Genomic DNA, 21,957 nt, shown 5'->3' with positions numbered 1-21,957 from the left:
CGGGGCGCCCGCCCGGCCTGGCGGCCGGCGGCGCCTGGCCGGGTGCGGCTCAGGCCGACGTGTCGCCGATCTGCCGCGGCGCCAGCTCGGGGTTCAAGGTGTACACGCCGGTCAGGCTGGCCTGGGCCAGCACGTGGCCCTGCAGCGCCTTGAGCACGTCGTTGCCGTTGAAGTTGCCCTGCACGTCGAGCTGGGGCACGTCGACCGCGTACAGGGTGAACACGTAGCGGTGGGGGATTTCGTCGTTCCAGGGCGGGCACGGGCCGTCGTAGCCGAAGTAGTCGCCGTTCATGTCGCGGTCGGCGGCGAACCACGAGGTGTAGTCATTGATGCCCTGGCGCGCGTCGTTGGGCGCCAGCGGACCGCCCTTGCCGCGCGGCGTGATGCCGCTGGAAAAGGCGCCCTCTTCGATCTCGCGCAGGTCGGCGGAAAGGTCGATCAGCACCCAGTGGAAGAAGTCGACGCGCGGCAGGTCGGCCGGCACGGTCCGCCCTTCCTGGTTGACGTCGTCGGGCTTGGAGGGCACGTCGGGGTCGTGGCAGATCAGGACGAACGAACGGGTGCCCTCGGGCACGTCGTCCCACGAGAACTGGGGATTGAAGTTGTCCGCGAGTGCGACGTGCGACTGCGGGTCGATCTTGCCGAAAGCGTAGCGATCGGGAATCGACTCGTTATCGGAAAAAGATAGACTCGAAAGTTTCATGTCGTGCTCCTGCGAGGCCGTAGGCGCTTCCTACCCTGCCAAGTTAACACGGGCGAACTTGCGCTTGCCCACTTGCAGGACATAGGTGCCGGCCTGTAATTGCAACGATTTGTCTTCGACGCGATCGCCGTTGACCCGCACCCCGCCCTGTTCGACATTGCGCTGCGCCTCGGCGCCGGAAGCCACCAGCCCGGCCTCGCGCAATACCTTCAGGATACCGAGCGGCGCACCGGCCACATTGATCTCGGGCATGTCGTCGGGCATGGCGCCGTCGCGGAAGCGGGCCTGGAAGGCCGCCAGCGCGGCTTCGGCGGCCTGGGCCGAATGGAAGCGCGTGACGATTTCCTGCGCCAGCGCGACCTTGGCATCGCGCGGGTTGGCGCCTGCCTCGGTGGCGGCCTGGAGCGCCGCGATATCGTCGAGCGAGCGGAACGACAGCAGCTCGTAGTAGCGCCACATCAGCGTGTCCGAGATGGACATCAGCTTGCCGAACATGGATTCGGGGGTTTCCGAGATGCCGATGTAATTGCCCTTGGACTTGGACATTTTCTCGACGCCGTCGGTGCCCTCGAGCAGCGGCATGGTCAGCACGCACTGCGGCGCCTGGCCGTATTCCTTCTGCAGCTCGCGGCCCACCAGCAGGTTGAACTTCTGGTCGGTGCCGCCCAGCTCCAGGTCGGCCTTGAGCACGACCGAGTCATAGCCCTGCATCAGCGGGTACAGGAACTCGTGCACGGCGATCGGCACGCCGCCCTTGAAGCGCTTGGTGAAATCGTCGCGCTCCATCATGCGCGCCACCGTGTAGCGCGACGCCAGCTGGATCAGCCCGCGCGCGCCGAGCTGGTCGTTCCATTCAGAGTTGTAGCGGATCTCGGTGCGCGCCGGGTCGAGCACCAGGCTGGCCTGGGCGTAGTAGGTCTGCGCGTTGGTCTCGATCTGCTCGCGGGTGAGCGGCGGCCGGGTGGAATTGCGCCCGCTCGGATCGCCGATCATGGAGGTGAAATCGCCGATCAGGAAGATGACCGTGTGCCCCAGGTCTTGCAGTTGTCGCATTTTGTTGAGCACCACCGTATGGCCCAGGTGGATGTCGGGCGCGGTGGGATCCAGCCCCAGCTTGATGCGCAGCGGCACGCCGCTGGCGCGGCTGTTGGCCAGCTTCTGGGCGAACTCGGATTCGACCAGCAGTTCGTCGCAGCCACGGGTGGCGACGCGCAGGTCGGCTTCGACCTCGGAAGTGATGGGAGCTTGGGGTTGGGACATGATGGGTGCTAAACAGGGCTGGTACCGGCAAAAACGTGAAAAAAGTACCAAAATAAGTCAAAAAGAAGTCGAAAATTCTAGCTGAATCAGCTAGGATACTGCCCTAATCATACGCAACTGTCGCCGTCGCAGTTGCTGTCCCGGCTAAACACCCGTTGTTCACAGATGTGTCGCAGGGCCCAGGCCCCCGCGTGCCAGCGCGCATGCCAGGCCGGCCTGTATCTGCGCAAGCATCCTGGGGACTCACGCCACCCTGAAAGGTCCTACACGATGAATCGTGGCTCCAACAGTCTGGCAGGCAGCCTGCGCGCCAAGGCCGCCGCCCTGTTCGCCCCCCGCCCCGAGTCCACGTCCCGCCGCGCCGGTCTTTTCCGCCGCACGCTCCTGGTTTCCGCCATCGGCCTGTTCGCCGGCGCCGCCGCGCTCGGCATGGTCCAGCAACCGGACCGCACCGAACTCCCGCCGTCCCGGCAGATCGAAAGCGTCCTGCCGCTGCAGGCCGCCCAGGTCAGCATCAGCAGTATCGACGACGCCGCCCCGTACATCAGCGAAACCCGCATCCGACGCGGCGACACGCTGGCGGCCGTGCTGCAGCGCCTGGATATCGACGCTCCTGGCCTGCAACGCTTCCTGACCCAGGCCCCCAGCGCCCGCAGCATCTACAAGCTGTATCCGGGACGCTCGGTGCAGGCCGCCACCGACGCCGAAGGCAAGCTGGTCTGGCTGCGCTACATCCATACGCCCGGCGACGAGGAAAACGGCCAGATCACCACCAAGATGCTGCTGGTGACGCCGTCCGAAGACTCCTACGTTGCCCGCGAGATCACCGACAACACCGACCGCCAGACCCGCGTCGCGGTCGGCACCATCCGCTCGTCGCTGTTCGGCGCGACCGACGCCGCCGGCGTGCCGGATTCGGTCACCATGCAGATGGCCGACATCCTCAATTCCAAGGTCGACTTCCTGCGCGACATCCGGCGCGGCGACCAGTTCCGCGTGGTCTACGAAGTCCGCTCGCACCAGGGCCGCTACGCCGGCGCCGGCCGCGTGCTGGCGCTGGAGTTCGTCAATAACGGCAAGACCTACAACGCCGTCTGGTTCAGCCCCGACGGCAAGTCGGGCGCCTACTACGACTTCGACGGCGTCAGCCTGCGCGGCGCGTTCCTGCGCACCGCCCTGAAGTTCTCGCGCATCAGCTCCACGTTCGGCATGCGCATGCATCCCATCCACAAGACCTGGACGGGACACAAGGGCGTGGACTACGCCGCCCCCACCGGCACGCCGATCCACACCACCGCCGACGGTACGGTCGAATTCGCCGGCCAGCAGCGCGGCTACGGCAACGTGGTCATCATCAAGCACTTCGGCAAGTATTCCACCGTCTACGCGCACCAGAGCCGCATCGCCGCGGGCATCAAGCGCGGCGCCAAGGTCTCGCAGGGCCAGCTCATCGGCTACGTGGGTTCCACCGGCTGGGCCACCGGGCCGCACCTGCACTACGAATTCCGCATCGACGACCGGCCGGTCGATCCGCTGGCGGCCGACCTGCCGGTCAGCCGCCCGCTGGACGCCGCCGAGGCCCGCAAGTTCAAGGAGGCCGTGCTGCCGTACAAGCAGCAGATCGCCCTGCTGACCGAGTTCCAGCAGACGCTGCCCGAATCCACCACCAACGTGGCCAGCCGCTAGGCCCGCGCCCGGCTCGGCCAGCACGCCCATGACTCGATCCGGCGGCCCGCGTTCCCCGACGCCTGGCCGCCTTTTCATTGGCCTGATGTCCGGCACCAGCCTGGACGGCGCCGATGGCGTGCTGGTGCGCCTGGCGCCTGGCGCGGCACCGCAGGTACTGGCCAGCGCCGGGCTGCCCATGCCGCCGGATCTGCGCGCCGAACTGCTGGCGCTGAACGCCAGCGGCGCCGACGAACTGCATCGCGCAGCCGTGGCCGCGCAAGGCCTGGCGCGCCTGTACGCGGGCGCGGTACACACCCTGCTGGAACAGGCAGGCCAACCCGCCTCGGCGGTGAGGGCCATCGGGGCACATGGCCAGACGGTGCGCCACCGGCCCGACCAGGGCTATACCGTGCAGCTCAATGCCCCGGCCCTGCTGGCCGAACTTACCGGCATAGACGTAGTGGCCGACTTCCGCAGCCGCGACGTGGCGGCCGGCGGCCAGGGCGCGCCGCTGGTGCCGCCCTTCCACGCCGCCATGTTCCAGGCTGCGCACCCGCGCGCCGTGCTCAACCTGGGCGGCATCGCCAACCTCACCCTGCTGCAGGCCGGGCAGCCGCCGCGCGGCTTCGACACCGGCCCCGCCAACGTGCTGCTGGACACCTGGTGCCACCGGCATACCGGGCAAGCCTACGACGCCGACGGCCGCTGGGCCGCGTCCGGCCGGGTGCTGCCGGACCTGCTCGAACACCTGATCGCCAGCGAACCGTGGCTGGCCCTGCCGCCACCCAAATCCACCGGGCGCGACCTGTTCGATGCCGCCTGGCTGGACCAGCGCCTGCAAAGCCATGACGGCGGCCGCTCTGCGCCCGAGGACGTACAGGCCACGCTGCAGCGGTTCACCGCCCGCACGGTGGCAGACGCACTGGAGGCCTGCGCGCCGGCCACGCGCGATGTGCTGGTGTGCGGCGGCGGCGCCCGCAACGCGGGACTGATGCGTGAACTGGCCTACTGCCTGCAGCGGCCCGTGCAGCCCACGGACACAGCCGGCGTGCCGGCCCAATGGGTGGAGGCCATGGCCTTCGCCTGGCTGGCGCAGGCCTGCCTGGACCGCACGCCCGCGGGCGTGCCGGAAGTCACCGGCGCGCGCGGCCCGCGCGTGCTGGGGGCGTTGTATCCGGCCTGACCACGACATGCCCGCCGCGGCCAGGCCCGCCACGGTACCCCTGCGTCAATGACAAACCCCCGCCTTTGGCGGGGGTTTGGGTTGCATCCGTGCGCCGCAGCGCCCGCGCCGCCTCAGACCGAGAACGACGAGCCGCAGCCGCAGGTAGTGGTGGCGTTGGGATTGCGGATGACGAATTGCGCGCCTTCGAGGTCTTCCTTGTAGTCGATCTCGGCGCCGACCAGGTACTGGAAGCTCATGGGATCGACCAGCAATTGCACGCCGTTCTTGTCCAGCACGGTGTCGTCTTCGTTGACGGCTTCGTCGAAGGTGAAGCCGTACTGGAAGCCGGAACAGCCGCCGCCCTGCACGAACACGCGCAGTTTCAGCTCGGGGTTGCCCTCTTCGGCCAGCAGGTCCTTGACCTTGGCCGCGGCGGAATCGGTGAAGATCAGCGGCGACGGAGGCGCCTGGAGATCGACGGTTTCGGTAACTGCATTCATGGTGGAGCTCCTGGCCGTGTCGGCCATATGGGATCGGGCGGCGAAGCCGCCTGCATGGGTTCACTATAGCGCAGACGCGGCGCCGTTCAAAATTCCAGTTTGATGGTGCGCGACGCCCGCACCGTGCTGCCTTCCAGCACACTGACCGTGACTGTTTCGGGGACAAATCCCTCGGGCAATTGCAGCATGCCCTGGCTGCGCTGGTACTGGTCGAACTGCAGGGCCAGGGGGCTGGCATCCGCGGCCGGCACCGCGCCCGGGTCGGCCGGCGTATCGGCCTTGACCTGCATGGGCGCCAGGTCCACCGAGACCGTTTCGCCTTTCAAGACGCCGGCCGCCTGGAAACGCAGCATGCCCGTGAAGGGAGTGTCGCCTCGGCCGCTGCGCATCAGCAGCACACGATACCGCAGCCCCGGGCCTTCGCGCTGGATCTCGGCGCCACGGATGTCGACCGCCCCTTCCGGACCCGGCGGCAGGAGCTGCTCGAAGAACGCCAGCCGGTCGCGCACCCGGCCGAGCTCGTCCTGGGTGGTGCGCAACTGGGTTTCCAGCTCCTTGCGCGCGGCGCGCTCGACGGCGATCTCGCCATCGGCCGTATCCAATTGGGCGCGCAGGAACCGGCTTTCCGCTTGGCTTTGCCGGACCGCGGCCTCCTGGGCGGCAGCCTGGTCGGCGGACAGCATCACGCTGCCCGGCGTATCGGCCACGTGCCGGGCATAACGGTAGCCCGCCGCCGCGCCCAGCGCCGCCCCCACGGCCAGCACGCAGAGCGCGGCCAGCCATCGCACCAGGGTGCCGGATCGGCGCGCGGGGGTCGGTTCGGGGACGGCTTGCATCGTGTCCGCCGGGCCGCCCGCGTACGGGCGACCCGGCATGGCATTACGGCAGGATGGCGACCTGGTCCAGGCCGGCCGATTCGGGCAGGCCGAACATGAGGTTCATGTTCTGCACCGCCTGGCCGGAAGCGCCCTTGACCAGGTTGTCCTGGATGACCAGCACGATCAGCAGGTCGCCGTTGCCGGGGCGCTGCACGGCGATGCGCAGGTTGTTGGACCCGCGTACCGAGCGTGTTTCGGGCTGGCTGCCGGCCGGCATGACGTCCACGAAGGCCTCGTCGGCGTAGCGCTTTTCGTACAGCGCCTGGAAATCCGTGCCCAGGGCCTCGGGACGGATGCGCGCATAGAGTGTCGAGAACATGCCGCGGATCATGGGCACCAGGTGGGGCACGAAGGTCAGCCCGACCTTGCCGCCGGCCAGCTTTTCGAGCTGTTCGGTGATCTCGGGATGGTGCCGGTGGCCCGCCACGCCGTAGGCCTTGAAGTTGTCGCTTGCCTCGGAGAACAGCGTGCCCACCTCGGCCTTGCGGCCGGCCCCCGAAACGCCCGACTTGCAGTCGGCGATGAGGGTCTGGGTATCTACCAGGCCGTTTTCGAGCAGCGGCGCCAGGCCCAGCAGGACGGTGGTGGGATAGCAGCCAGGGTTGCCGATGACGCGGGCCTTGGCCACGGCTTCGCGGTTGAGTTCGACCAGGCCGTACACCGATTCGGCCAGGATGTCGGGGCAGCTGTGCGGCATTTTGTACCAACGCTCGAACGTGGCCGTGTCCTGCAGCCGGAAATCGGCGGCCAGGTCGATGATGCGGGTGCCGGCGGCGAGCAGTTCCTGAGCCTGGGCCATGGCCACGCCATGCGGGGTGGCGAAGAACACCACGTCGCAATCGGCCAGGTTGGCCTTTTCGGGCGCGGAGAACGCCAGCTTCACGCGGCCGCGCAGGTTCGGGAACATGTCGGCCACCGGCAACCCGTCTTCCTTGCGGGACGTGATGGCGGTGAGTTCCACGTTCGGGTGCTGCGACAGCAGGCGCAGCAGCTCGACGCCGGTATAGCCGGTGCCGCCGACGATGCCGACCTTGATGCGGGAATTCGATGCGTTGGCCATGGTGTGGTGCTTCCGTAGGACGAAAAAAGATTGTATCGCTTCGCGCGCCGCGCCCTGAAACAAAAAGGCCGCTTTCGCGGCCTTTTCGGGGACATTAGCGCTTGCTGAACTGCTTGCGCCGACGTGCCTTGCGGAAGCCGACTTTCTTGCGTTCGACTTCTCGGGCGTCGCGGGTGACGAAGCCAGCTTGCGACAGCGAGGGCTTGAGCGCCGCGTCGTAGTCGATCAGGGCACGCGTGATGCCGTGGCGCACCGCGCCGGCCTGGCCGGTTTCGCCGCCACCGTGCACGTTGACCTTGATGTCGAACGATTCGAGGTGGCCGGTGAGCTCGAGCGGCTGGCGCACGATCATGCGGCCGGTTTCGCGCGCGAAGAACTCGTCGACGGGCTTGCCGTTGACGATGATCTTGCCCGAACCTTTCTTGATGAAAACACGAGCCACCGAGGTTTTGCGACGGCCGGTTCCGTAGTTCCAGTTACCGATCATGGCGTTTCCTTAGATATCCAGCGGCTTGGGCTGCTGAGCGGTGTGCGGGTGCTCGGCACCGGCGTACACCTTGAGTTTCTTGATCATGGCGTAGCCCAGCGGACCCTTGGGCAGCATGCCCTTGACGGCCTTCTGGATGGCGCGGCCGGGAAAACGCTGCTGCATTTTCTCGAAGTTCGTTTCGCGGATGCCGCCCGGGTAGGTGGTGTGGCGGAAGTACTTCTTGTCTTGCGCCTTGTTGCCCGTAACGACGATCTCGGAGGCGTTGATGATGACGATGTAATCGCCGGTATCAACGTGCGGCGTGAATTCGGGTTTGTGCTTGCCACGCAGGCGGCGTGCGACTTCGCTGGCCACACGACCGAGGACTTTGCCCTTGGCGTCGATCACAAACCAGTCACGCTGGACTTCATGCGGCTTGGCCACAAAGGTCTTCATGATTGGTTCCTAATATAAGAATTTTCTTGCCAGAAGAGCCTGGCAAGAATTTTTTCCTATTCCGTTGTGTCTTGATGGAAAACCTGGGGTCAACCCAAGACCGGCCTAAGCGTTATTACCCGCCCGTGCTACCAACCGGAATAAGGGAAAGCTGACTATTCTAGCACGATTGCGCAAATATTGGGCAATCGGCACCCAACAAAGGTGTCAGACACCTCTCGACACCGAGCAACAGTCCCGGAATGCAAACGGGGCGGGCATGGCGCCCGCCCCACCGGATGCCCGGGACGCGCCGGCGGGGCCGGCTGCGTCCGTGGCATCGGGTTACTACTTCTTGGCCGACATCGCCACGCCGAGGTATTGGTCGTACGAGCCTTCGGCCAGGCGGAACCAGGGCACCACGCTGTCGCGGAAGCCCATGTAGTTCTCGTACAAGGCCTTGAATTTCGGGTCTTTGTCGGAGAATTCCTTGTAGACCGTCTGGGCGGCCTCGTACGAGGCGTCCATGACCGAGCGCGGGAAGGGGCGCAGCTCGGCGCCGCCGGCGATGAGCTTGCGCAGCGCGCCCGGGTTCACGGCGTCGTAGCGCGAGGTCATGGCCACGTGGGCCACGCGGCTGGCGGCCTCGACGATGGCCTGGTAGGACTTGGGCAGGCCGTTCCACGCGCCTTCGTTCAGGTACAGCGACACCTGCGGGCCGCCTTCCCACCAGCCCGGGTAGTAGTAGTACTTGGCCACCTTGTTGAAGCCGAGCTTTTCGTCGTCGTACGGGCCGACGAACTCGACGGCATCCAGCGTGCCTTTTTCGAGCGACGGGTAGACGTCGCCGCCGGCCAGCTGCTGGGGCACCACGCCGAGGCGCGACAGCACTTCGCCGGCGAAGCCGGCAGTGCGCATCTTCAGGCCCTTGAGGTCCTCGACCGACTTGATTTCCTTGCGGTACCAGCCGCCCATCTGGACGCCGGTGTTGCCCATGGGGAAGTTGACGATCTTGTGCGGCTTGAACATTTCGCGGGTCAGCTTCATGCCGTCGCCGTCGAACATCCAGGCGTTCATCTGGCGGGCGTTCAGGCCGAACGGCACGGCGGCATCGAAGCAGAATGCGGGGCTCTTGCCGTAGTAGTAGTACGAGACGGTGTGGCCGCACTCGATAGTATTGTTGGACACCGAGTCCATGACCTGCAGCGCCGGGACGATTTCGCCGCCGGGGAAGTGGCGGATGGTGAACTTGCCGCCCGAGGCTTCGTTGACGAATTTGCAGAAGATCTCGCCCGTGCCGAACAGCGTATCCAGGCTGCGCGGGAAGCTGGACGCCATGCGCCAGTTCAGGGTGGGCGCATCTTGCGCGAACACCGGCGCGGCGACGGCGGCGCTACCCGCCACGGCGCCCAGGCCGGCTTGTTTCAGGAAGGAACGACGTTGCATTTGTTGGCTCCTCGGTGGCAACTCGGTATGGGATATCGCAAGCGATACTGGCGGATATTACACGTTGTCATACCTGAGCGGACCACGGGGATATCCGAAGGCGGCGCCCTCAGGCGCCCGCTATGGCCATCTGCTCGATCAGGATGGAACCGGTGCGCTTGGTGCCGCGCGCGATGGTGTCGGTGCCCACGGCGACGATCTGGCGGAACATGTCGGCCAGGTTGCCAGCGATGGTGATTTCCTGGACGGCATGCTGGATGCGGCCGTTCTCGACCCAATAGCCGAAGGCGCCGCGGGAGTAGTCGCCGGTGACGTAGTTGACGCCCTGGCCGATGAGCTCCGTGACCAGGAAGCCGGTGCCGAGCTTGCGCAGCATGGCTTCGAAGTCGTCGCCGGGCCGGGTGTGGCGCGAAGACAGCGTCAGGTTGTGCGAGCCGCCGGCATTGCCGGTGGTGGCCAGCCCCAGCTTGCGCGCCGTGTAGCTGGACAGGAAGTAGCCTTCCAGCACGCCGCCCGCCACCACGCTGCGGGCCCGCGTGCGCACGCCTTCATCGTCGAACGGCGAACTGCCCATGGCGCCCGGCACGTGCGGGTCTTCGGAAATGTCGATGTGGTCCGAGAACACCGGCTTGCCCAGTGCGTCGACCAGGAAACTGGCCTTGCGGTACAGCGCCCCGCCGCTGGTGGCCTGGGTGAAGGCGCCCAGCAGCCCCAGCGCCAGCGGCGCCTCGAACAGGACCGGGAACTTGCCGGTGCGGATGCGGCGCGCCGACAGGCGCGACAGGGTGCGTTCGGCGGCGTAGCGGCCGATGGCTTCCGGGCTGGCCAGGCGGGCCGGGTCGCGCTCGGAGGTGTACCAGTAGTCGCGCTGCATGTGGTCGCCCCGGCCGGCGATGGGCGCGACCGACAGGCTGTGGCGCGAATAGGGGTACCCGCCCAGGAAGCCGCGGGTATTGCCCATGACGAACTGGCCTTCGTAGGTGCCCACGGTGGCGCCGTCGGTATTGGTGATGCGCGGGTCGACCGCGCGGGCCGCGCGCTCGGCGCGCAAGGCCAGCTCGGCCGCCTCTTCGGTGGCGATCGGCCAGGGGTAGTGCAGCGCCAGGTCCGGGATGTCGGTCGCCAGTTGGTCGGCGTCGGGCAGGCCGGCGGCCGGGTCGGCAGCCGTGTGGCGGGCAATGTGCCAGGCCGCCTCGACGGTCTGGCGCAGGGCTTCTTCGGAAAAGTCGGAGGTCGAGGCCGAACCGCGGCTCTGGCCGGCATAGACGGTGAGGTCGAGCGAACGGTCGCGGGTCTGCTCGACGGTTTCGATGTCGTTCTTGCGCACCGTGACCGACAGGCCCAGGCTTTCCGAGACTTCGGCGACCGCGTCGCTGGCGCCGATGCGGCGCGCATGGGCCAGCGCCTGCTCGACCAGTTCGCTGAAACGGGCCTGGTTGGCGGCCAGGGGCAAGGAGGAGGTGGGAGTGTTGACCATTGCTGTCCAGTGTACAGAGACGGTTATCATAGCCAAGTCCGTCTTTGCGCTGTTTCCATGACTTTCCCTACCCCCGATCCGGCCGACCAGGCCGAATTCGATGACAACGGCTACGACCGTCCCAGCAAATCGCAGGTCAAGCGCGAAATGCATGCCCTGCTGGACCTGGGCAAGCAACTGATCGACCTGCCCGACGACCGCCTCAAGCAATTGCCGCTGGCCGAGCGCCTGTACGAGGCCATCCGCCTGGCGCAGCGCACCACGAGCCGCGAGGGCCGGCGCCGGCAGACGCATTTCGTGGGCAAGCTGATGCGCGATGCGCCGGCCGACGAGATCCGCGCCCAGCTCGACACCTGGCAGAACGGCTCGCGCGAGGAAACCGCCGCCATGCACCGGCTGGAAACCCTGCGCGAACGCCTGCTGGCCGACGACGAGGCGCTGACCGAGCTGCTGAACGCGCACCCCGACGCCGATGCGCAGCAATTGCGCGCGACGATCCGGGCCGCACGCAAGGAAGCGCAGCACAATGCCGCCCTGCAGCCGGGCCAGGACCCGCAGCGCAAGCACTACCGCGCCCTGTTCCAGGCCCTGAAATCGCTGGCCGCCTGACCGGCGGCCTGGTCCCGAACCTATCCGACTTCCTATCATGAGCGCCGACTCCGCCCTGCTCGACTGCATCCAGCTCGAAACCGCCCCCAACCCCACCCACGCCGTCATCTGGCTGCACGGCCTGGGCGCCGACGGCAGCGATTTCGCGCCCATCGTGCCGGAGCTGCGGCTGGGCGCCAGCCCGGCGGTGCGCTTCATTTTTCCGCACGCGCCGGTGCAGCCGGTGACCATCAACGGCGGCATGGCGATGCGTTCCTGGTACGACATCCTGGTCACCGACCTGGTGCGGCAGGAGGACGCCGCCGGCATCCGCCAATCGGAAGCCGCGGTGCGCGCCCTGATCGCGCGGGAAAACGCGCGCGGCATCCCGACGTCCCGCATCGTGCTGGCGGGGTTCTCGCAAGGCTGCGCCATGACCTTGCACACCGGCCTGCGGCTCGAAGAAAAACTGGCCGGCATGATCGGCTTGTCGGGCTACCTGCCGCTGCTGGACATGGCGGCCGCCGAACGCCATGGCGCCAACGCCGACACGCCGATCTTCCTGGCCCATGGCACCTTCGACCCCGTGGTGGCCCTGCCCCGCGCGCAGGCGTCGCTGGCGCAATTGCAGGCGCTGGGCTACGACGTGCGCTGGCACACCTATCCGATGCCGCACTCGGTATGCGCGCCGGAAATCGCCGATATCGCGACGTTCCTGCAGGAAGTGCTGAAGGCATAGCCGGCGCGGCAGGCCGGCAAATGTTTGCCCCGCGCGCGGCGGGCATGGAGACGTGTCTCGGGCACCTGCGCAAACGGGTGTCAGGCACCTGCGGAGCCTGACACCTGCCCCCCCTTGCGACAGGAGTCTGACTCCCGCCAGGGTGTCAGACACCGAGGCACGGCACCCCTGCGGAACCTGGCACCCTGCGCGCGGACCGGGCTATCCGGCGGGATGCAGGTCCAGCCAGACGCGCCGCATGGACGGGTCTTCGGGATCCGGGTCGTTGGTGAAACCCAGGCGGGTCATCAGCGTCAGCATGGGCCGGTTGTTGGCCAGCACCAGGCCGTCGATGTATTCCAGCCCCTGTTCGCGCGCGGCGTCGATCAGCGCTTCCATCAGTTGCCCGCCCAGCTTGCGGCGCTGCCAGTCGTCGCCGATGACCAGGGCATATTCGGCGCCGCGCCCGTCGGCGTTGCGCAGGTAGTGGGCGAAACCGATGATGACTTCGCGCGGGTGGCCGCGGTTCTCGGGATTGGGGACCTGCGTGGTGGCCACCAGGGCAAGCTCGCGGTGGTAGTCGATCTGGGTGTAGCGCGCCACCATGCGCGGCGTCAGTTCACGCATCATGGACACGAAGCGCATGTAGCGCGACCGCTCGGACAGGCCGCGGATGAAGTCCTGCAGCGACTGGCCGTCTTCGGGACGGATCGGGCGGATGGTCCATTGCGTGCCGTCCTCGAACTGGCGGGTACGGACCAGCCGCGCCGGATACGGATGGATGGCCATGTGCGGGTAGCCGCTGGCGCGCGGCGTGGCGCAGGCCGGTTCGGCGCACAGGACGACACGCAGGCCGGCGGCGCGCAGTTGCGCCTCGCCGGCGTAGAGCGGGTCGATGTCGAGCGATTCGATGTCGGGCAGCTCGGAGATCAGTTCGGAGACCTGCACCAGCGCGGACTGGACCGCCTCGGCGGCCGCGCCGCTGATGTGCGGGGCCAGCACCCGCCGCCAGGCGCGGCTGCGCTCGACCAATTGGCGGGCCAGGAAGCCGTTGAGCGGGGGCAGGTCCATGCCGCGGTCGGGGGCGCTGGTCAGGAGCGCATCGGGGCCGCCGATGCCGAACTGGATGGTCGGCCCGAAACGCGGATCGCGGCGCACCCGGATGGCCATGGGCCGCGATTCGGGCTCGCCCGGCAGCACGCCGGCGGGGACGTCGCGCAGGGGGACGTGGAAGGCGTCCATCAGGCTGCGGCATTCGGCGATGGACAAGTCGCGCCGGCCTTCCGCGCGCGCGCGCTCGAGGATGGCGCGCGCGCGAGCCAGGTCCGGCAGGCGGGCGGGCGGCTCGGGTGGCAGCGTCTGCAGCAGCAACTGCTGGTTGTAATAGTGCGTGGCGAGCACGCCGAATGCATCGGCGGCGGATTCGGGCGTGCGGAAGGCCGAGGTGCCGGCGTCGTCCAGCATGCGGCGCAGCGGCCGCATGCCGGCATCGCCCATGAAACAGCTCACCACCGGCTTGCGCGCCTTGGGGGCGATCTGTGCCAGCTGGCGAGCCACTGCCGGCATGTCGGCCAGCGGGTCGGGCGCCAGCAGCACCAGCACGCCGTCGACCCCGTTGTCGTCGATGAGGCAGTCCAGCACCGCCTGGATGCGCCCGGGAGTGAGTGGCACGCAGGTGATGACCGGGTTGGCGGTCGAGGCGTCCGGTTCGAGCAGGCTGGCCAGCGCGCGGCGCGTGGCGGGCGCCAGTTCGGCCTTGAGCACGGCGGCATCCGGGCCGATGAGATCGAGCGCCAGTTGCGGCGGGCCGCTGCCGTTGGATAGCAGGGCGACGCGGCGGCCACGCGGGCGGCGCGTGTAGCCCAGCACCTTGACGGCCGAGAACAACTGGACGAAATAGCGCACCCGGACGGCGCCGGCGCGGCGCAGGGCGGCATCGAGCGCCGCGTCGCTACCGGGCGGGCCATCGCGGCCCGCCTTGAGCACGATGACCGGCTTGACGCTGGCGGCGGAACGCAGGGCACTCATGAATTCGCGCGCCGTGCCGACGTCTTCCAGGTAGAGCACGATGCTGTCGGTGCGCGGATCGCTGGCCAGGAAATCGAGCACCTCGCCCAGGCCGACGACCGCTTCGTCGCCCAGCGACACGGCCGTGGAAAAACCGATGTGGACATCTTCGGCCCAGTCCATCACGGCGGCGGTGATGGAGCGCGACTGCGCCACCAGCGCCACGCGGCCGGACCGCGCCAGGGCGGGATGCTGGCTGAGGTTCAAGCCCGCATGCGGGCGCTGCACGCCGAAGGCGCGCGGCCCGAGCAGCGCGCAGCCGGTTTCCTGGGCCCAGGCCCGGCACAGCGCCAAGGTGCCGCCGGGGTATGGGTCGGGCAGCTCGTGCGGCAGCACGATGAGGGCGCGCGGCCGCAGGGGCGCGAGGCGGCGGAGGGTTTCCGGCAGGACGGCCGGCGATACGCAAACCAACGCCAGGTCGGGCCGCTGGCCGCAGGCGAGTTCGGCGCCGGAGTCAGGCAGTTCGGGCGCCAGGCCGGGCTCGGCGTCGACCACGGCGGTGCGGGCCCGCAAAGCGGCCGGCAGCGTCGCGGCGGCGGGCAGGCTGCGGTCGGCCACGATGAGCAGCGAACCGGGTTCGAACAGCGGAGCGAGAGCGTGGCGCAGCATGAGCGAGTCGGACGCTATTCTAAAATACGGCCATCGTAACAAGACGGGCACGCGATCGCCATGACGCAGCCCATGCTCCTTTGCACTGGCGCGGCACTCCGTCCCGCCGTTTTTTGTAGCCGCCTATGACCTCGAACGCTCCCGCAACCATCCGTACCCGCTTCGCGCCCTCGCCCACCGGTTTCCTGCACCTGGGCGGCGCGCGCACCGCGCTGTTTTCCTGGGCGTTCGCGCGCCACCACCAGGGCGTGTTCGTGCTGCGCATCGAAGACACCGACCTCGAACGCTCCACGCCCGAGGCGGTGCAGGCCATCCTGGACAGCATGGACTGGCTCGGCATGCAGCCCGACGAAGGGCCGTTCTACCAGATGCAGCGCATGGACCGCTACCGCGCAGTCATCGCGCAGATGCTCAAGGACGGCACCGCCTACCATTGCTACAGCTCGCCCGAGGAAATCGAGGCGATGCGCGAAGCCGCCCGCGCCAAGGGCCTGAAGCCGCGCTACGACGGCACCTGGCGCCCCGAGCCCGGCAAGACCCTGCCGCCCGTGCCGGCCGGCCGCCAGCCGGTGGTGCGCTTCAAGAACCCGCAGGACGGCGCGACCGGCTGGAACGACATGGTCAAGGGTCCCATCAGCTTCGACAACGCCGAGCTGGACGACCTGATCATCGCCCGCCCCGACGGCACTCCCACCTATAACTTCTGCGTGGTGGTCGACGACTGGGACATGGGCATCACCCATGTGCTGCGCGGCGACGACCACGTCAACAACACGCCGCGCCAGATCAACATCCTGCGCGCGCTGGGCGCCACGCTGCCGGAATACGGCCACGTGCCGATGATCCTGGGCCCGGATGGCGAAAAGCTGTCCAAGCGCCACGGCGCGGTCAACGTCATGGAATACGACGCCCAGGGCTACCTGCCCGAAGCCATGGTGAACTACCTGGCCCGCCTGGGCTGGAGCCACGGCGACGACGAGCTGTTCACGCGGGACCAGCTGGTGCAATGGTTCGACACGCGGCACTTGTCCAAGTCGGCATCGCAATGGGACCCCAAGAAGCTGAACTGGGTCAACGCGCACTACATCAAGCAGATGGACAACGCCGAACTGGCCGGGCGCGTGGCGCCGCGCATCGAGCGGCGCGGCGGCAATCCCGCCGCGGTCGACCTGCCCGGCGCGATGGGACTGCTGAAGGACCGGGCCGAAACGCTGGAGCAATTGGCCGAGGCCGCCATGCTGTTCTGCGGGCCATACCGTCCCGCCAGCGCCGACCTGGCCGAACAGCACCTGACGCCGGCCGCGCGCGAAGCGCTGGCCGATTTCGCCCGGCGCGCCCAGGACACCGACTGGACCCGCGAGGCGATTGCCGCGCTGATCAAGACGGTGCTGACCGAGCGCGGCCTGAAGATGCCGCAACTGGCGATCCCGCTGCGCGTGGCGGTGGCGGGCCAGCCGCAGACGCCGGCGGTGGACGCCGTGCTGGCGCTGATCGGCAAGAAAGCGGTGCTGGAGCGCCTGGGCGCGCTGTGAATCGGGCCAGGCTCTTTGCGGGAGCCTGGCGCCCTTGAAGCCCCTCTCGAATAAGCCAGGAGGTGTCAGGCACGCTGTGGGTGCCTGACACCTTTTGCTATAGAGAAGGCCTGGCCATGCTTCGCTGTCAGGCACCGTGGGAGCCTGGCGCCTGCCTGCATGGGCCTCGGAAGAACACGCGCGCTCAACGTGCGGCGACCGCGGCCAGCCGGCGGCGCAGGGCCCACGCGAAGCTGCCGCCCAGCAGGGGCAGCAGCACCGCGGCCGCGCCGAACAGCGCCGCCGCGCCCGCCGCATCGACCACCAGCCCGGCCAGGGCCACGCCCACCGCCTGCCCCAGGAACAGGCAGGAAGCGAACCAGGCCACCGCCGTGCCGCGCGCGCTGGGCACCATCTGGGTGGCATGTGTCTGCAGCGTGGCGTGCAGCAGGTAATAGCCGAAACCGGCCAGCATGCTGGCCAGCAGGCTCCAGCCCCACACGGGACCGAACAGGTAAATGGCGAATGCCGCGCACAGGACCAGGCCGCCTGCATTGGCCAGGCCACGCTCGCCCAGGCGGCGCAGCACCGGCCCGGCCACCAGCGTGTACAGGAGCCCGCCCAGCGCATAGACCGCCACCGCCGCGCCGGCCGCGGTCAGCGACAGGCCGAAGCGCTCGTGCAGATAGGCTGGCGCAAATGCCAGCGTGCCGAACACCAGCAAACCTTCGACGAATACCGTGGCCAGCACGATGCGCGCCCAGGGCACGCCCAGCACCGTGCGCACTTGCGCCACGAATCCCTGGCGCGGCGCGGCCGACGGCGCCGCCGCGGCATCGGCCGATTGGCGGCCGACTTCGCGCCACAGCAGCACGCCGACGACCAGGTAGCCCGCCACCAGCGCGCCGAAGGCCCAGCGCCAGCCGACCGTGTCGGCGAACCAGCCGCCGGCCAATTGGCCGGCGGCCATGCCCAGGATGGTGCCGGTGAGAAAGCGCGCCAGGGTGGCCTGGCGCTCTTCGTAGGGCACGGTGTCGCCGATCCAGGCCATCGACAGGGGCACGATGCCCGCGCCGGCCGCGCCGGACAGCGCGCGGCACAGCACCAGCACATCCAGCGAGGGGGCCAGCACAGCCCCGGCGCTGCCGATGGCGCAGGCGAAGGTGGCGACCGCCACCACGCGGTACTTGCCGTAGCGGTCGCCCACCGGGCCGAAGAACATCTGCAGCACGCCATAGGCGATGGCGAACGCGGTGACCGTGGCGGCCGCCTGCCCGGTAGATGTGCCGAATTCGCTGGCCAGCCGGGGCAGCATGGGATCGCAGATGCGGAAGGCGCTGGCGCTGACGAAGGCGGCCAGCGCCAGCAGCGCGATGGCGCGGTTGCGGGACTGGATCGGCGGCATCGCGGGACCGTCAGTCGGGCAGGCGATAGCCGGCCGGCATGCGGCGCGCCGTGATGACCTGTCCACCCGAACGCAGTTCACGCAGTGTCAGGCGCGCGGCCTCGGTTTTCTCGACGCGATAGCGGTTCTGATAGATGGGATCGGCGGTGTCGACCAGTTCGCCGTTGGAGCGCGTGGTCTGCAGGGTGAGCACGCCGTTGTCCAGCAGCCAGCAGCCGGTTTCCCGCAGCGCCGGCCGGGTGCGCTTGCCGACTTTCAGTTGCGTTTCGTAGCGCAGCGTACCGTCGGCGCCCAGCACGATCAGCGCGCGGAATTCGCCGGCCACGCCGCGCGGCCGGGTGTTCGACAGCCAGGTCCCGGCCAACGGGCTGCCGGCCGCAGCGGGCACGCAAGCGGCCGGGGCAGGCGCCGCGTCCGGCGCGCGAGGCCCCGCGGGCGCCTCGGCGGTTTTACGGGCGGCGCAGCCGGCCAGGATCAACGCGGCGCCCAGGGCGCCGATACGGCGGTACCACAACACACTATTCATGACTTCCTCGAAACGACGGGCGCCGTGCGGCACGCGTATGCAAGCACGCACTCTAATGACGGCACGCCGCGGATGCAATGAACACATCCGACATCTGGTGTGCAGGAGCAACAGTGCCCCTAGCCGCCGGCCGCCTTGCCGCGCAATAAGGCCTGCATGGCCGCCGCCGCGGGCGAGAGCGTCCGCCCCGCCAGGCGCATGATGCCCAATTGCCGCTCGATGCGCGGACGGCTCAGCGGTACGAAGGCCAGTCGGCCGGAATCCGGCGGCACGCCCAGCCGGGCCAGTACCGTCACGCCGACGCCGCGCTCCAGCATGGCGAGCAGCGACATCATATTGGAGACGAATACGGGGCGATCCATCATGAAGGCCGCCTGCGGATGTCCGGCCAGTTGGCGGTGCGCCACCGTCCCGACCAGCGGCAAGGCGGCGATCTCGCGCCAGGTGACGGATTTGCGGCCCGCCAGCGGATGCTTCTTATGACACACCAGGCCGAAAGCGTCGTGCAGCAGGGGCTCGAATTCGAGCCGGCGATCGCGCGCCACCGGGCTGCACACGCCCAGTTCGACTTCGCCCGCCAGCACCATGCGCTCAACGCCTTCGGAATTGTCATCGAAGATGCGCAGCGACACGCCTGGATATTGGCGCCGATAGGCTGCCACCAGCTCCGGTAGCCAGTGCGTGGCCACGGTCGCCACCGACGCCAGGGCCAGCAGCCCGCCCTCGTTGCGGGCCAGGCCGCCCAGCGCGCCGGCGACGCGGTCGTGGTGCTCGACCAGTTCGCGCGCCAGCGGCAGGCATTGCTGGCCGAAATGGGTCAGCACGACCCTGCTGCCGCGCTCGAACAGCGGCTGGCCCAGCCGGTGCTCCATTTCCTTGATCGACAGCGACAGGGCCGGCTGCGAGCGACAGGCGCGCGCGGCCGCGGCGCGAAAACTGCGCAATTCGGCCACCAGCAGGAAATGCCGGTAGTGCTGCACGGACAACTCGGGAAGACGGGACATGGGATCGGGCTCGTGATTTGGCTGACTTATTTTTTGATATGAAAAATAAAATTTTCTGATTGAAAGCGCCAGCCTAAGATGCCGGGATGCCAAGCAGACCGCCCCCGCACCTGGATTTCAGTTTTATCGATACCTTGAGCGCCCAGTCCGTCGGCGGCGGGCGCCTGGTAACCGGGCGGGCCCCGCGCCAGGGCGCGGCCACGCTGTTGTTCGTGCCGGGCGCGTTCCATGGCGCCTGGTGTTATGCGCATTTCCTGCGCTTCTTCGCCGAGCGGGAAATCGCCTGCGCGGCCCTGGACCTGCCGGGCCACGGCGGCCTGGCCCAGCCGGAGCATTTCGCGCGCCTTGCCGTCGTCGACCTGGCGGCCTGCGTGATCGATGCCTGCGACCGGATCGGCGGACCGGTCATCGTCGCCGGACACAGCATGGGCGCCCTGCCGACGCTGCTGTGCGCCGCCGCGCGGCCGGTGACGGGCGTGGTGCTGATGGCGCCCTCGCCACCGGCCAACCTGGCGAACGCACGGGCACTGCGCGCAGTGCCGCAAGGCCGCGTGGTGGCGCCGCCCGGCCCGGAGCAGATCGGCGTGCGCTTCCTGGGACCCTGCGCCCCGGAAGACGCCGCCCTGGTCGCCCAGCGACTGTGCCCGGAAAGCCCGGAGGTCATCAACGACCGCTATCGGCTGCGCGTGCCGGTGGACCCGGCCCAAGTCAGCGCTCCCGGCCTGTGCCTGGAAGCCGGGCTGGACACGCCCGAACGCCATCCCCCCGGCCAGGACCGCGCGGTGGCGGCTCTGTTCGGCTTCTCGCACCAGCGGCTGTCCGGACAGCCACACTGCATGATGTATTCCCGCAATTGGCAGCAGAGCGCCCAGGCCATCCATGGCTGGGCGGCGCCGTATCTTTCATAGCCGGCCCGCGCCTATACAAGACAACGAGACAGCAAAGGAGGAAACCCTCATGCCCACCCCCCGCATCATTCGCGCCGCGCCGGTCATGCTGGCCATGTTGCTGCCAGCCGCCCCCGCCCACGCCGCCGGCAACGCCGAGGCGGCCGCATGGCCCGCCAAGACCGTGACCCTGATTGTGCCGTCGGCGCCGGGCGGCGCCGCCGACCTGACCGCCCGCACCTTCGCGCACTACCTGGGCCAGCGCACCGGCCAGACCGTCGTGGTGGAAGACCGCCCGGGCGCCGGCGGCATCGTCGGCACGCAGGCCGCCAGCAAGGCGGCCGCCGACGGCTATACCTATTTGCTGTCGACCAACTCCACGCACAGCGCCAACCAGTTCCTGTACAAGTCGCTACCCTACGACGCCCAGAAAGATTTCGTCCAAGTAGGCCTGTTCGGCACGTTCGGCTCAGTCGGCATCGTGGCGCCGGACGCCCCCTACCGCAGCGTTCCCGAGCTGGTGGAGTACGCGCGCAAGCATCCGGGCGAAGTGTTCTTCGGCTATTACAGCTCCTCGTCGCAAGTGCCGGCCGAGCTGTTCAAGGCGCGCGCCCGCATCGAGATCAACGGCGCGGCCTACAAGAACATCACGCAGATCATCACTGACTTGCGCGGCAAGCAGATCGGCTTTGCGTTCGTCGACTACCTGACGGCCATGGGACAGATCCAGGGCAAGGGGCTGCGACCGATCGCCGTAAGCGCCGCCACGCCCAACCCCGCCTGACCCGACGTGCCCACCATGGCCACCTACTATCCGGGCTACGCGGTCGCGGGATGGCTAGGCCTGTCGGCGCCCGCCGGCACGCCGCCGGCCATCGTGCGGAAGATGAACGAACATATGCGCGCCGCCCTGGCCGACGCCGAGACGGTGCGCAAATTCCGCGACTTGGGTCTGCAGCCCGAGTCGATGGATGTGGCGCAGTTCGATGCCTTCGTCAAGGAAGACACGGCGCGCTGGAAAGAATGGGTGGATATCGCCGGCCTCAAGCCGCGCTGAGCGGCAGCCGCACCTCGTGCTTGATCTCGCGCAGCGCCACGATGGTGCGGGTCTGGCGGATGCCCGGCAGGTTGAACAGGAAGCGGTGCAGGAAGCGGTCGTAGGCCTCCGGGCTTTCCACCAGGATCTTCAGCAGGAAATCGGAATCGCCCGTCACCGCGTAGCATTCGAGGATCTCCGGCGCATCGCGCACCGAGCGCTCGAAGTTCTCGACCGTGCTGGCGGAATGCCGTTCCAGGCTGATCTGGGCGAACATGCAGCCATGCAGCCCGACCTGGGCGCGATCGACCTGCGCGCTGTAGCCGCGGATGACGCCGGCGGCTTCCAGCGCCTTGACGCGGCGCCACACCGGCGCGGTCGACAACCCCACCCGTTCGGACAATTGCTGCGCCGATGCGCGCCCATCCTCCTGCAGCGCGCGCAGGATGCCGATATCGGTTTTGTCCACGCCACACCTCCTTTTGGCCACAAACGAAATGTTTATTTCGAATTATAGGGATTTCACGATCCGATAACGCAATAAA

General features: G+C 68.3%; 20 protein-coding genes and 1 pseudogene. 7 read left to right on the top strand and 14 right to left on the bottom strand.

Annotated features, from left to right (window positions below; translation table 11 throughout):
• Positions 1-49: 49 nt before the first annotated feature.
• Positions 50-703 carry a YbhB/YbcL family Raf kinase inhibitor-like protein gene (locus ACKTT0_RS11965; protein WP_407850116.1) on the bottom strand — a complete coding sequence of 218 codons (654 nt, stop codon included), beginning with the start codon at positions 701-703 and terminating at the stop codon, positions 50-52.
• Positions 704-733: 30 nt separating this feature from the next.
• The gene (gene tyrS / locus ACKTT0_RS11960) at positions 734-1,963 is read right to left on the bottom strand and encodes a tyrosine--tRNA ligase (protein WP_407850115.1); all 1,230 of its coding nucleotides are present in this window, start codon (positions 1,961-1,963) and stop codon (positions 734-736) included.
• A gap of 270 nt (positions 1,964-2,233) precedes the next feature.
• Between tyrS and ACKTT0_RS11955 the strand changes: the two genes are divergently transcribed.
• Positions 2,234-3,649 (top strand): M23 family metallopeptidase, encoded by a 1,416-nt coding sequence (locus tag ACKTT0_RS11955; protein WP_407850114.1) that lies wholly within the window; start codon positions 2,234-2,236, stop codon positions 3,647-3,649.
• 28 nt (positions 3,650-3,677) lie between these two features.
• The gene (locus ACKTT0_RS11950; protein ID WP_407850113.1) at positions 3,678-4,814 is read left to right on the top strand and encodes an anhydro-N-acetylmuramic acid kinase; all 1,137 of its coding nucleotides are present in this window, start codon (positions 3,678-3,680) and stop codon (positions 4,812-4,814) included.
• A 113-nt stretch (positions 4,815-4,927) separates the two neighbouring features.
• Here ACKTT0_RS11950 and erpA read toward each other — a convergent pair whose 3' ends face one another.
• The 7 genes from erpA to pmbA all read right to left on the bottom strand — a co-directional run bounded on the left by erpA (position 4,928) and on the right by pmbA (position 11,061).
• On the bottom strand, positions 4,928-5,296 hold the full coding sequence (gene erpA, locus ACKTT0_RS11945) for an iron-sulfur cluster insertion protein ErpA (RefSeq protein WP_407850112.1): 369 nt from the start codon (positions 5,294-5,296) through the stop codon (positions 4,928-4,930).
• 86 nt (positions 5,297-5,382) lie between these two features.
• Positions 5,383-6,132, bottom strand: coding sequence for a DUF6776 family protein (locus ACKTT0_RS11940; RefSeq protein ID WP_407850111.1), 750 nt, complete (start codon positions 6,130-6,132; stop codon positions 5,383-5,385).
• Between the two features lie 43 nt (positions 6,133-6,175).
• Positions 6,176-7,234 (bottom strand): N-acetyl-gamma-glutamyl-phosphate reductase, encoded by a 1,059-nt coding sequence (gene argC, locus ACKTT0_RS11935; protein ID WP_407850110.1) that lies wholly within the window; start codon positions 7,232-7,234, stop codon positions 6,176-6,178.
• Positions 7,235-7,328: 94 nt separating this feature from the next.
• Positions 7,329-7,721: a 30S ribosomal protein S9 gene (gene rpsI, locus ACKTT0_RS11930; RefSeq protein WP_028354900.1), complete on the bottom strand. Its 393-nt coding sequence runs from the start codon at positions 7,719-7,721 to the stop codon at positions 7,329-7,331.
• Positions 7,722-7,730: 9 nt separating this feature from the next.
• A complete protein-coding gene (gene rplM / locus ACKTT0_RS11925) occupies positions 7,731-8,159 on the bottom strand; it encodes a 50S ribosomal protein L13 (RefSeq protein WP_028354901.1) in 429 nt (142 codons plus the stop codon).
• Positions 8,160-8,486: 327 nt separating this feature from the next.
• A complete protein-coding gene (locus tag ACKTT0_RS11920) occupies positions 8,487-9,584 on the bottom strand; it encodes a TRAP transporter substrate-binding protein (protein WP_407850109.1) in 1,098 nt (365 codons plus the stop codon).
• Positions 9,585-9,693: 109 nt separating this feature from the next.
• On the bottom strand, positions 9,694-11,061 hold the full coding sequence (gene pmbA, locus ACKTT0_RS11915) for a metalloprotease PmbA (RefSeq protein ID WP_407850108.1): 1,368 nt from the start codon (positions 11,059-11,061) through the stop codon (positions 9,694-9,696).
• Positions 11,062-11,118: 57 nt separating this feature from the next.
• On the opposite strand from pmbA, the gene yjgA reads away from it, so the two are divergent.
• Both yjgA and ACKTT0_RS11905 read left to right on the top strand, forming a co-directional pair.
• On the top strand, positions 11,119-11,670 hold the full coding sequence (gene yjgA, locus ACKTT0_RS11910) for a ribosome biogenesis factor YjgA (RefSeq protein WP_407850107.1): 552 nt from the start codon (positions 11,119-11,121) through the stop codon (positions 11,668-11,670).
• Between the two features lie 37 nt (positions 11,671-11,707).
• Positions 11,708-12,388, top strand: a complete 681-nt coding sequence (locus tag ACKTT0_RS11905; RefSeq protein ID WP_407850106.1) for an alpha/beta hydrolase — start codon at positions 11,708-11,710, stop codon at positions 12,386-12,388.
• 201 nt (positions 12,389-12,589) lie between these two features.
• Here ACKTT0_RS11905 and ACKTT0_RS11900 read toward each other — a convergent pair whose 3' ends face one another.
• Positions 12,590-15,043 carry a bifunctional acetate--CoA ligase family protein/GNAT family N-acetyltransferase gene (locus tag ACKTT0_RS11900; RefSeq protein WP_407850105.1) on the bottom strand — a complete coding sequence of 818 codons (2,454 nt, stop codon included), beginning with the start codon at positions 15,041-15,043 and terminating at the stop codon, positions 12,590-12,592.
• A 125-nt stretch (positions 15,044-15,168) separates the two neighbouring features.
• Between ACKTT0_RS11900 and gltX the strand changes: the two genes are divergently transcribed.
• Positions 15,169-16,575: a glutamate--tRNA ligase gene (gene gltX / locus ACKTT0_RS11895; RefSeq protein ID WP_407850104.1), complete on the top strand. Its 1,407-nt coding sequence runs from the start codon at positions 15,169-15,171 to the stop codon at positions 16,573-16,575.
• A gap of 184 nt (positions 16,576-16,759) precedes the next feature.
• On the opposite strand, the gene ACKTT0_RS11890 is transcribed toward gltX, so the two are convergent.
• The 3 genes from ACKTT0_RS11890 to ACKTT0_RS11880 form a co-directional block, all read right to left on the bottom strand.
• Entirely contained in the window at positions 16,760-17,959 is a 1,200-nt protein-coding gene (locus ACKTT0_RS11890) for an MFS transporter (protein WP_407850103.1), read from the bottom strand.
• Between the two features lie 10 nt (positions 17,960-17,969).
• Positions 17,970-18,485, bottom strand: a complete 516-nt coding sequence (locus tag ACKTT0_RS11885) for a hypothetical protein (RefSeq protein ID WP_407850102.1) — start codon at positions 18,483-18,485, stop codon at positions 17,970-17,972.
• Positions 18,486-18,604: 119 nt separating this feature from the next.
• Positions 18,605-19,489, bottom strand: a complete 885-nt coding sequence (locus ACKTT0_RS11880) for a LysR family transcriptional regulator (protein WP_407850101.1) — start codon at positions 19,487-19,489, stop codon at positions 18,605-18,607.
• Positions 19,490-19,575: 86 nt separating this feature from the next.
• Between ACKTT0_RS11880 and ACKTT0_RS11875 the strand changes: the two genes are divergently transcribed.
• On the top strand, positions 19,576-20,397 hold the full coding sequence (locus tag ACKTT0_RS11875) for an alpha/beta hydrolase (protein WP_407850100.1): 822 nt from the start codon (positions 19,576-19,578) through the stop codon (positions 20,395-20,397).
• Positions 20,369-21,433: pseudogene (locus ACKTT0_RS11870) on the top strand (Bug family tripartite tricarboxylate transporter substrate binding protein). Before ACKTT0_RS11875 ends, ACKTT0_RS11870 begins: the two are co-directional and overlap by 29 nt.
• On the opposite strand, the gene ACKTT0_RS11865 reads toward ACKTT0_RS11870, so the two are convergent.
• Positions 21,420-21,881 (bottom strand): Lrp/AsnC family transcriptional regulator, encoded by a 462-nt coding sequence (locus tag ACKTT0_RS11865; protein WP_407850099.1) that lies wholly within the window; start codon positions 21,879-21,881, stop codon positions 21,420-21,422. The pseudogene ACKTT0_RS11870 and the gene ACKTT0_RS11865 overlap by 14 nt on opposite strands.
• Positions 21,882-21,957 lie beyond the last annotated feature (76 nt).

This window comes from Bordetella saccharivorans, assembly GCF_045862855.1.
In the GTDB taxonomy this organism is placed as follows: Bacteria; Pseudomonadota; Gammaproteobacteria; order Burkholderiales; family Burkholderiaceae_B; genus Bordetella_A; species Bordetella_A petrii_F.
The sequence above is the reverse complement of the archived record's forward strand: the minus strand, read 5'-3'. Positions and strand labels throughout refer to the sequence as shown.